This is a genomic window from Methylibium sp. T29, from assembly GCF_000576205.1.
Lineage (GTDB): Bacteria > Pseudomonadota > Gammaproteobacteria > Burkholderiales > Burkholderiaceae_C > Methylibium > Methylibium petroleiphilum.
Map to the genome: position 1 here is coordinate 1 of NZ_AZND01000106.1, position 11731 is coordinate 11731.

General features: G+C 65.9%; 11 protein-coding genes and 4 pseudogenes. 11 read left to right on the forward strand and 4 right to left on the reverse strand.

Annotated features, from left to right (window positions below):
- Positions 1-139: 139 nt before the first annotated feature.
- The 9 genes and pseudogenes from x551_RS24395 to x551_RS13100 all read left to right on the forward strand — a co-directional run.
- Positions 140-603 (forward strand): annotated as a pseudogene (locus x551_RS24395) (transposase); the annotation flags it as partial.
- Between the two features lie 267 nt (positions 604-870).
- The gene (locus tag x551_RS13070; RefSeq protein ID WP_051495828.1) at positions 871-1968 is read left to right on the forward strand and encodes an Ldh family oxidoreductase; all 1098 of its coding nucleotides are present in this window, start codon (positions 871-873) and stop codon (positions 1966-1968) included.
- Positions 1968-2390: an HIT family protein gene (locus x551_RS13075; protein ID WP_051495827.1), complete on the forward strand. Its 423-nt coding sequence runs from the start codon at positions 1968-1970 to the stop codon at positions 2388-2390. Before x551_RS13070 ends, x551_RS13075 begins: the two co-directional genes overlap by 1 nt.
- 11 nt (positions 2391-2401) lie before the next feature.
- Positions 2402-4741, forward strand: a complete 2340-nt coding sequence (locus x551_RS13080) for a pyruvate, phosphate dikinase (RefSeq protein ID WP_051495826.1) — start codon at positions 2402-2404, stop codon at positions 4739-4741.
- The gene (locus tag x551_RS13085) at positions 4693-4941 is read left to right on the forward strand and encodes a hypothetical protein (RefSeq protein WP_036234157.1); all 249 of its coding nucleotides are present in this window, start codon (positions 4693-4695) and stop codon (positions 4939-4941) included. Before x551_RS13080 ends, x551_RS13085 begins: the two co-directional genes overlap by 49 nt.
- Positions 4942-5016: 75 nt before the next feature.
- Entirely contained in the window at positions 5017-5910 is an 894-nt protein-coding gene (locus x551_RS13090; protein ID WP_036234155.1) for an NAD(P)-dependent oxidoreductase, read from the forward strand.
- Positions 5911-5990: 80 nt separating this feature from the next.
- On the forward strand, positions 5991-6578 hold the full coding sequence (locus x551_RS24400) for a histidine phosphatase family protein (protein WP_231497721.1): 588 nt from the start codon (positions 5991-5993) through the stop codon (positions 6576-6578).
- 196 nt (positions 6579-6774) lie between these two features.
- A complete protein-coding gene (locus tag x551_RS27420; protein ID WP_231497720.1) occupies positions 6775-6981 on the forward strand; it encodes a hypothetical protein in 207 nt (68 codons plus the stop codon).
- 27 nt (positions 6982-7008) lie between these two features.
- A pseudogene (locus x551_RS13100) lies at positions 7009-7713 on the forward strand (transporter); the annotation flags it as partial.
- A gap of 63 nt (positions 7714-7776) precedes the next feature.
- Here the strand turns inward: x551_RS13100 and x551_RS26155 are convergent.
- A complete protein-coding gene (locus x551_RS26155; protein WP_162531426.1) occupies positions 7777-8118 on the reverse strand; it encodes a hypothetical protein in 342 nt (113 codons plus the stop codon).
- Here x551_RS26155 and x551_RS13105 point away from each other — a divergent pair.
- A pseudogene (locus x551_RS13105) lies at positions 8063-9102 on the forward strand (IS110 family transposase); the annotation flags it as partial. The gene x551_RS26155 and the pseudogene x551_RS13105 sit on opposite strands and share 56 nt — an antisense overlap.
- Positions 9103-9423: 321 nt before the next feature.
- On the opposite strand, the gene x551_RS26485 reads toward x551_RS13105, so the two are convergent.
- Positions 9424-9705, reverse strand: coding sequence for a hypothetical protein (locus x551_RS26485; protein WP_216701320.1), 282 nt, complete (start codon positions 9703-9705; stop codon positions 9424-9426).
- Positions 9706-9746: 41 nt separating this feature from the next.
- Here x551_RS26485 and x551_RS13110 point away from each other — a divergent pair, with 41 nt between their 5' ends.
- The gene (locus tag x551_RS13110) at positions 9747-10253 is read left to right on the forward strand and encodes a GntR family transcriptional regulator (protein ID WP_253950374.1); all 507 of its coding nucleotides are present in this window, start codon (positions 9747-9749) and stop codon (positions 10251-10253) included.
- Between the two features lie 153 nt (positions 10254-10406).
- Here x551_RS13110 and x551_RS13115 read toward each other — a convergent pair.
- Together x551_RS13115 and x551_RS26490 are read right to left on the reverse strand one after the other, a co-directional pair.
- Positions 10407-11392: pseudogene (locus tag x551_RS13115) on the reverse strand (IS3 family transposase); the annotation flags it as partial.
- A gap of 142 nt (positions 11393-11534) precedes the next feature.
- Positions 11535-11731, reverse strand: a 197-nt coding sequence (locus tag x551_RS26490; protein WP_036234150.1) for a hypothetical protein, incomplete at its 5' end; no start/stop codon positions are given.

Sequence of the window (11731 nt, forward strand, 5' to 3'; positions counted from 1 at the left end):
CCGCGCCACTGCTGTTCCATCACTGGCGCGTCGCCGGACCACAGGTTGGATGACGGGAGCCGTATGACGCGAGAGTGTCACGTTCGGTTCTGCGAGCGGCTGAGGAGGAAGTTCCCGCGGCCGACTCACCACTTCGGTATTCTTCAGTATGAAGGCGCACATCGCCGTGGACGCTGCCAGCGGCTTGGTGCACACGGTCACCACCACGGCGGCCAAGGAAGCCGATTCGAGCAGGTCGCCGACCTGCTGCACGGCAAGGAAGAACACGTCTGGGCCGACTCGGGCTACCGCGGCGCGCAGTTCCGCGGGTAGCCCGAGGACCTGCAGAGGCACATCGCTGCCCGCCCGAGTGACATCGCCAAGCTGCCCGAGGGGCGCAGGAAGACAGCGGCCCAGAAGCGCGAGCACCGCAAGGCCAGTGTCAGGGCCAAGGTCGAGCACCCGTTTCGGGTCATCAAGCGGCAGTTCGGGCTGATGATGGTGCGCTTTGGCGGGCTGGCCAAGAACACCGCGCACGTGGTGACACTGTTCGCTCTGTCGAACCTGTGGATGGCGCGACGACAGTTGATGTCGCTGGCAGCAGTCCGTCCGCGAAGCGCATGAGGCGCCAACAACGCGGCAAAGCTCGCTCGAAACGCTTCGCCGCGAGCCCGTTCGCGCGGTCGCTGCGACTCGGCGGCTCGAACGCGTCCACGTTTGCACGTTGTTCACCTTCCCTATGGGCGCCGCGGCTTCGCGAGCCCCGCCTCGGTGTTCGGTAGCAGACAAATACGCACGTTCACTTTGTTCGCTGAAGGATAGAGACAAACTCGCGCGGCGCGACCATAGTAGGCAATCCGACAGATCCACACAGAGACAGGAAGTCCACACATGAGCGCACCCGCAGTCAAGAAGGTTCTCGTCGACAGCGGCGAGTTGAGGAAGAAGGTGGCCTCGCTTTTCGAGGCGGTGGGCGTCTCGCCCGGGCACGCCGACGAGATCGCCGAAGTCGTCGTATTCGCCGACATGCGCGGGGTCGAGTCGCATGGAGTGCAGTTCACGCCGCGCTATGTTCGAGGCATCATGCGCGGGCACCTCAATGCGAAGCCGAACATTCGAGTCATCCACCAACGCGGAGCGGTGGCCGTTGTGGATGCCGACAATGGCCTTGGCTTTCTTTCCACGCGATTCGCAATGAAACAGGCCATAGCCATCGCCGCGGAACAGGGCAGCGGTTCGGTGGCGGTGCGCAACAGCAACCACTTCGGACCTGCGGCCTTCTACCCGATGATGGCGCTGGAAGCCGGGATGATCGGGTACGCCACGACCGACGGCCCGCCGCACACGGTGGTTTGGGGCAGCCGCAAGCCGGTGCTGTCCAATGATCCCGTCGCGTGGGCGTTCCCCACGCTCGAAGGGCCGCCGATCGTCGTGGACACCGCGTTCACTGGCGTGAAAGAGAAGATCCGGCTCGCCGCCCAGCGCGGCGGCACGATCCCCGCCGACTGGGCCGTGGGGCCCGACGGCAACCCGACGACCGACCCGAAGGTCGCGCTCGAGGGTTACCTGCTGCCCATCGGGCAGCACAAGGGCTCGGCGCTGATCGTCGCCAACGAGATCGTCTGCGGCGCCTTGGCTGGAGCTCAGTTTAGCTTCGAGGTGTCTCCGGCGCTGGTGATGGGCGCCGACCATCACGATTCCTGGAAGTGCGGCCATTTCGTGCAGGCGCTGGATCCGGGTGCCTTCGGCGACCGCAAGGCGTTCCTGCGCCGTACCAGCGAGCTGGCGTCGGCCCTGCGCAACGCGCCGCGGGCCGAGGGCGTGCAGCGAATCTGCATGCCCGGCGAGATTGAGGCCGAGTTGTCGGCGCAGCGATTGAGGGACGGGTTGCCGCTGGCCGTCACCACGCTCGAGGCGCTTGATGCCGTGGCGCGTGAGGCCGGTGCGTCACTGCCGTCGGCCACGCTGGCAACGCGGAACATGTCGTGATGGCCTGGGCCTGCGCCGTCTGCGGGTTCAGTCTCGGCAAGCCGATCGCGAGCCTCGAAGCTAGCGAGCTTTGCTTCGTCTCGGACCGGCGCTTCCCCGGCCGCTGCGTCCTCACCCTGCGCGAGCACGCGACCGAACTGTTCGAGGCGTCGGTGACCGCACGACAGGCGTTCACTGAGGACATGAGCCGGGCCGCGCGGGCGATCAAGCTGGCCGTAGGTGCGTTCAAGATGAACTACGAGATCCTCGGCAACGCCGACCCTCATGTTCATTGCCACCTGATTCCGCGCCAGCTCGACGAGCCGAACCCGCGCGTGCCGGCATGGCTGCATCCTCAGCCGCAAGCAGATCTCGATGAAGCAAGTGCGCGCCGAATCAAGGATCGGATCCGCGAGTTGCTCGATACTGGAGACAAGGGATGAGCGCCAGGACGATGAAGGGCGTCGCCGCCACCGAGCGTTTCGTCTACCCCTTCGCCGAGGCCACGCATCTCGATGCTTCGGTGCTCGGCGGCAAGGGGGCGGGGCTCGTTCAGATGACGGCCTCGGGTTTCCCCGTGCCACCGGGATTCGTCATCACGACACGCGCATGCGCCGTCAACAAGGGCGGCACGCTCACCGACGCGCTATGGCAGGAGATCGTGCAGGCCGTGCACCGGCTTGAAACGCAAACCGGCTGCGCCTTCGGCAAGGGAGCCAAGCCGCTGCTTGTCTCGGTCCGATCCGGGGCGCCGGTGAGCATGCCGGGCATGATGGATACGGTGCTCAACCTCGGCATGAACGAGCAGACCACCGTCGCGCTGGCGAAGGCGACTGGCGGCAGCTATCGCTTTGCGGCCCAGACCTTCGCGAGGTTCGCGCGCATGTATGCCGACATCGTCCTCGGCATCGCCGACGAGATTCTGGTCGATGACGCGAGCCGCACGGCCATCGACACGGTCAAGGACGAAAAGTCGCTGCGGTCTGCGGTGCGGCTCGCCGCAGAGAGCGCCGGCTCGGCCGCCGGCAGCGCCTTTCCGAGCGACCCTTGGGACCAGCTCAGGCAGGCGGTGGTCGCTGTCTTCGAGTCATGGAACTCGCGCCGCGCGGTGCGCTACCGCGAGCACCACAAGATCGCCCACGACCTGGGCACCGCGGTCGTCATTCAGCAGATGGTCTTCGGCAACCTCGGCAGCCCGTCGGGGACCGGCGTGGCCTTCACACGGGACCCGCGCGACGGCTCGCCGAAGTTGTTCGGTGAGTATCTCGAGAACGGCCAGGGCGAAGACATCGTCGCCGGAACCCACACGCCGGAGTCGCTGGATGCCCTTGGCCAGCGGAACCCGGACCTGCTCGGACGGCTCGAGTCGCTGGCGCGGGCTCTGGAGCAGACGTACCGCGACGTGCTCGACATCGAGTTCACCGTGCAGGAAGGCGTCCTGTACCTGCTGCAAGTGCGCGTCGGCAAGCGCACTGCGGAGGCAGCGATACGCATCGCCAGCGACCTGTTCGACGAAAGCGTCATCGACCGCGAGACCGTGCTTCAGCGGGTGACCGCCGATCATCTGCGCCAGATCCTGCGGCCTCGGTTCCTGCCGGATGCCGTCGAAGCGGCGCGCGCCGGCAGCGCGCTCCTGGCGGTCGGCACCGGCGCGTCGCCTGGCCAGGTCAGCGGCCGCATCGTGCTCGACCCCGATCGCGCCGAGCAGATGGCTGCCGATGGCAAACCCGTGGTTCTGATGCGCGTGTTCACGAGTCCACGCGATCTGCACGGAATGCTCGCGGCGCAGGCAATTGTCACCGCCAGAGGTGGGTCTACCAGCCACGCGGCGGTGGTGGCGCGCGCGCTCGACAAGCCGTGCATCGTCGGCTGCGAGCAACTCGACATCGACACTGAGCGACGCGTGGTCCGCGTCGGCGACCGGGACTTGACGGAGGGGACCTCCGTTTCCATCGACGGCGCCACCGGAGAGGTGTTCGAGGGGTCCCTGCCGACCGACGCGCGCAGTCCAGAATCGATGAGCCAAGTCGGCCGCATCCTGCAGATCGCCGACGAGCTCAGCGGCTGTACTGTCTTTCATCGCGTCTCCACTCCGGACATGGCGCGCCAAGCCATCGCGGCCGGTGCGCACGGTATCGGCACACGCATTGACGAGACCCTGGCCGCATGCGAGGGTTTCGAAACACTGATCGACGCAGTGTCCGCCCACAGGCGCGGCCCTGCGGCTGCGAATGCATCCGCTCTGACGGCGCTCGAGGATGTGATCTCGGAGACACTGGTCAAGATCATGAAGGTCGTGCATCCGAAGCCCTTCGCGGCGCGGATCGCCAATCTGTCCAGTGGAGTCGCAGGCGAGGCTGTCTCTGACTTCACCGACATCGCGCCCTCGCCGGCGATCTGGCTGCCGCTGGGCTCTCCGCAACTGCTGCGCGCGCAGATCCGCGGGCTGGTGCGTGCAAAGGAGATTGCCAACTATCCGGACAACGTGATCCTGATGGTCGGCAGCGTCAACACCGAGGCCGAGGCGATCGCACTGAGGACGGCCTGTCGGGAGGCGGGCGGTGCCTCGCTCAAGCTCGGCCTAGCCACTCGCAGCGCCCACAGCCTGCTGGAACTGCCTCGCATCGCCAAGCACGTCGACATGCTGTGGATCGACTACCGTTCGCTTTGCGCCTCGATCTACAGGTATCCCGACGACCTGATGCTGTCTCATGACGCATGGAAGTCCTATCTCTCCGAGGCTTCATGCCGCTGGATCCGGCCAACGAGGTGGACGAGGCGATCGAGCGGCTGATGCCCACCTTGCCGCGCACCGGGCACTCGTGCGAATTCGGTGTCACCTTCTACGGCTGGGCGGTGAGCGAGAAGGTGGTGCGCTTTTTCACCGAGCGCGGATTCACGAACTTCGGAGTGGACATGAATGGCCTGGGCGCGACCCGCCTGCTTCTGGGCCGCTTGACGTCGCAGGCGGGAGGGTCCGGCACGCCGTCCTGAGGATCGGACGCAACGGTGCCGATGGTTGGCCACGCGGCGTGCCCACGAGGCACGCACGATTACGGAGAAGTGCTTATGAACGAGATTGGTCTGATTGGCTTGGGGAACATCGGCGGGGGAATGTGCAAGCGCCTGCTCGATCGCGGCATCGCGGTCGTCGGGTTCGATGTCTCCTCGGAGGCCGCGAACGCGGCGGCGGAACTGGGCGCGAAGATCGAACCGAGCCCCGGGGCCGTCGCGCAGCGGGTCGACGTCGTCGTCACGTCGCTGCCGAATCCGGCGATCGTGCGCGACGTCTACCTCGGGAGCGGCGGGCTCGTTGCGAAGGCGCGGCGCGGGAGCACGCTGATCGAGACCAGCACCATCGATCCGCACACCATCCGCCATGTCGCGGAGGCCGCCGCCGCCGCGGGAGTCGACATCCTCGACGTTGCGCTTTCGGGCGAGCCGCCGCAGGCGATTCTCGGCGAGTTGGTCTTCCAGGTGGGGGGTGCCGACGACCTGATCGACCGGCATCTCGATCTGCTGCAGGTGCTGGCGAAGAAGATCAATCGAACCGGGGGCATCGGCACGGCCAAGACCGTCAAGCTCGTCAACAACCTGATGTCGCTGGGCAACGTGGCCGTGGCCGCGGAAGCCTTCGTCCTGGGCGTGAAGTGCGGGATGGAACCGAAGCGGCTGTACGACATCCTGTCCGTTTCGGGCGGGCGTTCGGCGCACTTCATCTCCGGCTTCCAGAAGGTGATCGAAGGCGAGTACCGGGCCAGCTTCAAGACCAGCCTGGCCCTGAAGGACATCAACCTGATCCTCGACCTCGCGAAGGAGGAGCACTATGCGGTCCAGCTCGCGCCGGTGATTGCTTCGCTGTATCGCAACGCCGTCGAGCAGGGGCTGGGAGAAGACAACTTCACGTCGGTGGTCAAGGGCTATGAAGCCACGGCCGGGATCCAGGTCGGCACGTCACGCTAGCCACGACTGCGGGGGGTCCGCATCGTCGATCATGAAATGAACGCTACGCAGTTCATCCTCGTCAGGCATGTCGAGACGCTATGGAACCGGCAGGGAAGGATCCAGGGCCACCTGGACAGTCCGTTGACCGCCGAAGGCGTCGCACAGGCGCAAGCCCTCGCCAGGCGGCTGAGCGGGACCAGGTACGACCTGTTCGTCAGCAGCGACCTGGGGCGAGCGCAGGCGACGGCTGCGTACATCGCCGCCGAGATCGGGATGGAGCCGGTGCTGGACATGCGGCTGCGCGAGCGCCACTACGGCATTTTCCAGGGCATGACGCGTGCCGAGGCCAAGGCGACTCATCCGAGGTCTACCGGCGCTACAGCGATGAGGACGTCGAGTTCGCCATTCCGGGGGGCGAAAGCACGCAGGCCTGCTTTGCGCGCAGCGTCGGCTGTCTCGAGGAGCTGGCCGCATGCCGCCCCGGGCAGCGGATCCTTGTGGTTACCCACGGCGGCGTGGTCGATGGCCTGTATCGCCACACGAAGAAGCTGCCTCACGTCGGTTCACGCGTCTTCTCGATGGTCAACGGAAGCCTCAACGAGTTTCTCTACGAGCGCGGCGAGTGGCACCTGAAGTCCTGGGCCGACGTCGCGCATCTGGAAGGCACTCCGCTGGACGACGTCTGATGGGCACGGCTGCCACCCGCATGGACCCGAGGGCGCCTGTGCAACCAGGAGTCGGAGTCGGAATGCCGGTCACCCAGCGGCCCCCCACACGTATATGCACGCATGACTCGAGGCCGCCGTAGCTGGCCAAGCCTTCAAGCCATGACTCTTCCAATCACAACACCTTGCCGGCTTTGACGGCGCACAGGAGACAAGCATGACAAGCAGTATGAAGATTCGCTCGGAGGGGGGCAGGTCAGGGCCGTTCGCCCACCTGCTCGATGGCCTGAGGACGCTCGCACTGGCGGCCCTGCTGCCGTTGGTCGCGCTGCACAGCCAACCGGCGCGGGCGCTCGATCTGGACGCCGACGACTACGCCTCGGGCGCGATCCCCGCGGGAACGAATCTCGCGCTGCTGTACTAGCAGCGCAACAAGGTCTACAGCAACGGCAACCAGGTTGCTGGCGGTGATCTCAAGTCGGACGTCGGGATCTTGCGCCTCGTCCGTTTCGTCGACATTGGTGGCTTCCGCGCCGATCCGCAGATCCTGCTGCCCTTCGGCAGCCTGAAGGCCGGCAACGACCTGAGCGCGCTGGGCAGCACCAGTGGAGTCGCCGACCTCATCGTCGCCGCGACCGTCTGGCTGGTGAACAAGCCGGCAGAGGGCGAGTTCTTCGGCGTGACGCCGGCGGTGTGGGTACCGATTGGCTCGTACGACAAGAACAAGGCGCTCAACCTCGGCGAGAACCGCTGGAAGTACCTGCTGCAGGCAGGCTACACCACGCCAGTGGGATCGAAGGACCTGTCACTGCAACTGGCAGCCGACGTGACCGGCTTCGGCCGCAACGACGACTTCGGGCCCAACGGCCGGTCGCTGTCACAGAAGCCGCTGTACCAGTTCCAGGCCTGGCTCAAGTACAGCCTTGGCGGCGGTCTCGACCTGCGCGCGGGAACCTCCCACTTCGTCGGCGGCGAGACCTCGGTGGACGGCGTTGCCAACGACGACCGCACGCGAACCACCAACGCCAAGTTCGGCGTCGGCTGGGGCTTCGCGCCTGGCTGGCACTTCTTGGCCCTCTATGGTCGTGACTTGTCCGTGCGCAACGGACTGAAGGAGTCAGATCGCATCAACCTGCGCCTGCTGAAGGCGTTCTGAGCATCCCAGGCCCATGCCCATGCCCGCGCCCGGCGTTCGCGAAGGAGCGATGGATCTGCTGCGCTACAAGGCGAACGGCAGCGCCGTCATGACCGATACGTCATTCGTGCGAGCCCGTGGCGTTGTCGGACGTTGCGGTGCGAGCCCGCTCTTGAGCATGGTCCGCAGGCCGTCAGCGACAGTGGTGAGCGGCGCGATCCGCATCCCCTTGAGCGCCCCCAGGCGGCGCAAACGCCGCCGCCCCCCGAGGGGGTTGAGTAGCCCGGCGGAGCCGGATCTACTCAACAGATCGAGTCGAAATCGACGCCTTGCATGGCGCTGCCGTTCACCGACCATGGTGGGGCAGAGCATGGCAATGCGCACACGAGAAGACGAGGTGTTCCCGAACGCGGCGGGCATCGACATCGGGGCGTCCAGCCACTGGGTGGTGGTGCTGCGGCACTTGGCCGGAGCTGCCGGCTGCGAGCCGGTGCGCGCGGCAGCGGCGATGACCGCCGACTTTAAGGAGTTGGCTGAGTGGCTGGTGAGCCTTGGGGGTAGACACGGTGGCGGTGGAATCCACCGGGGTGTACTGGATTCCGGTGTTCGAGGTGCTGGAGCAGCACGGGCTGAAGGTGTAGCGGGTCGATGCGCTGCAGTTGAAGTAAGTTCCTGGGCGCAAGAGCGACGTACAGGACTGCCAGTAGCTGCAGAAGCTCATGAGCCTGGGGCTGTTGCGCACGGCCTGGCGGCCCAGCGCCGAGGTGTGCGTGCTGCGCGCGGTGGCGCGCCAGCGCGAGACGCTGCTCGTCGAGCAGGCTAGCTGGGTGCAGCGCATGCAAAAGGGCGCTGGTGCAGATGAACATCCAGCTTACCGAGGTCTTGAGCGACGTGATGGGCCAGACTGGACAGGCCATCGTGCGCGACATCGTGGCCGGAGTGCGTGAGCCCAGGCAGCTGGCGCGACATCGCCAGCGTCGCGTCAAGGCCAGCGCGGCCGAGATTGCCAACGCGCTGGAAGGCGACTGGCGCGAGGAGCACCTGTTCGTGCCGAAGCAGGCGCTGGCGATGTATGACGATATCGCTCGCCACCTGGCCGAGTGCGACGCGCGGCTCGACGCGCTGCTGGACGCGCGCAGCCAAGCCAAGGTCGACATCGGCAAGCTGCCGCGCGCGGGTAGCAAGGCGCGCGCGGAGCACGAGATCCGCCAGCGCCTGGCCAACTGGGCGGGCGTGGACCTCACGCGCATCAACGGGCTGGGGGTGACGGTGGTGATGAAGCTGCTCAGCGAGATCGGCCCGGATGTCAGCCGCTTCGCCAGCGTCAAGCACTTCTGTTCCTGGCTCGGGCTGTGCCCGGGGCAGGCGATGTCTGAATTTCTGTCTGCGAGGCGCTCTGATATGAGACTTTTCTAGGGCGGCGGTCAGCGCTTGCGACGAACCGACCGACGCGGTGGGGAAGTCGGTCTTCATCCTACGCGGCCGTCGGCCTAGTGAGTCGGTCGGCGTAGAGGACGGCGAATTGGCCCATCGCCGTCTTCCAATTCACCTTGGCGCAGGAATCGCTTGAGCCCCTGGTAGAGCGCCGAGGGATCAAGGGCCCCGAAACGATCGGCCAGTTCGCGGCCGTCGAGCGTGGGCACGCCCCGGCGATCGCGTCGCCACGTCCCTGGCGGCTTGCGCGATCGCCCGGAACACTGTCCGCGATCAGCTGGGAATGGGTGTCCGCGATCAATGGAATGCGCAAACTCGGCCACCGCCTGCCGCGTCCACAGCACGTAGACGACCGTCGTCAGGGCGCAAGGCGTCGAGCGCAGATGTGGATACAAGGTTGAAGGGATTGGCCATGACGCGATAATGGACACGGGAGGAAACGCCGACACCGACATCTTGATGAAGACGCTGACGACGAGACCCAACTTGCTGGAACAGGTGCGTGACGCCATCCTCGCCGAGATTGCTTCCGGGGTCTTCGCGCCTGGCGACCGGATCATCCAGACGGAGATTGCCCATGGTTTGGGGTCTCGCGACAGCCGGTACAACAGGCGCTGGCCATGTTGCGCAACCAGGGCGTGCTTCAGGACGCGCCGGGTCGCGGACTCGTCGTCGCACCGCTGGATCCTGACTACGTGCGGCACATGTACGACATTCGAGCTTCGATCGAAGGGGTGGCGGCACGCCGCGCAGCCGAGCTGAGCGCCGAGCAAGCCGCGCGTCGGGGACCTGCGTTGATCAAGGCCGGCCGTAGGGCCGTGGCGCAGCTAGCATTCGCCAAGATGATCGACGCAGACATGAAGTTCCACGAGTTCATCTATGGTCTGTCTGGCAACCCACTCATTCGGCCGACACTCGAAACCCATCTCACCTATACGCAGCGGGTGATGGGCGAAGTCCTGATCCGAGACGAAAGTTCCAAGGCCATCTGGGATCAGCACGAAGACATCCTCCAGGCGATCGCCAGGGGCGACGGCGATCGGAGCGAAGCCCTCATGCGCTCGCATCTCATGAAGGCAGCCGCCGTCATGGTCGAAAGACTGCGCAATGGGCGCAAGAGGGCATAGGCGACACTCGTCCTAAGCGCTTTTGGCAGGCAAGGCCCACGGCTCACGAATGTCCGGCGATCCTTCGCAGGACGCGCAGAGACCCGGCGCAGCTGTGTTGTAAGCGATGGGATGGACGCCCCTTCCGGTCGAGTGGTGGCTGACACTTCCACTCTGCGCGTCCGCCAGTGACAAGAACCAGGTGGCGTTCAGGCACTCCTGGCGCAGCCGGCCGTTGAAGCTCTCCACGCCGGCGTTGTCGGTCGGCTTGCCCGGCCGGCTGAAGTCGAGCTCGACGCCGCGCTCGTAGGCCCACTTGTCCATCACCTTGGAGATGAACTCGCTGCCGTTGTCGGTCTTGATCGTTCCCGGCAGGCCACGCTGCGCGGTAATGGCATTGAGCGTGCGCACGACGTCCTCCCCCTTCAGGCTCTGCCCGACGTCGGTGGCCAGGCACTCCCGCGTGTACAGGTCCACGACCGTGAGCATGCGCAGCTTGCGCCCGTCGAACAGCGCGTCGGCCACGAAGTCCATGCTCCAGATCTCGTTGATGGCGCTGGCCAGCTTCTTGGGCTGACGCAGCTTGGCCGCCTTGTTGCGCCGCGGCCGCTTCAGCCGCAGCGACAGGCCTTCCTCGCGGTACAGCCGGTACACCCGCTTGACGTTGTCCCTGTGGCCTTCGCGGCGCAGCATCACGTGCACACGGCGGTAGCCGTAGTGCACCCGCGTCTGCGTGATCTCCTTGATGCGCAGCTTCAATGCCGACTCGTCCTTCTTGACCGCCTTGTACAGGTAGGTCGACGCCGACATCTTCACCACGCGCAAGGCGTTGCGCTGGCTGCACCCAAAGCACTGCATCAGCTCGGGCACCAGCGCACGTCGCTGCGAAGGCCTCAAAGGTTTTTTGCGACGACGCGCTGCAGCATGGCCTTGTCCAGGCTCAGGTCCGCCACGATCTGCTTGAGCTTGCGGTTCTCCTCCTCGAGCTGGCGCAGTCGGCGCAGCTCCGAAGGGCCCACGCCACCGTACTTCTTGCGCCACACGTAGAAGGTCGCTTCGCTGATGCCCATCTTGCGGCAGACCTCCTCGACGCTGATGCCCAGCTCGGCCTGCTTGAGCGCGAACGCGATCTGCTCGTCAGTGAACTTGCTCTTCCTCACGGCATGCTCTCCTGGCCCCGACGGGGGCCTCCATCATGCCGGTCGTTCTGTTACCGAACGGTTCGGAAACCTGGGACAGGGTCACGGGCAGCTTCTTGCGCCGGCACTTGAGCACCATCAGGCCTTCTTCGCGGTAGACCCGCTAGTCTAGGTGCGCTTGACGTTGATCGCCCAGCCGTCGATCCGCAGACGGCTGTGCAGCATCCGGTAGCCGTGGCGGCGGTGCCGGCTGCGCGAGCTCCGTCAGGCGCTCGCGCAGCCGGCAGTTGCCGTCGTCGCGCGGCTGGTAGCGCGGGGTGCTGGGGCTCATGCCCACCAGGCGCAAGGCCTGGCGTTCGG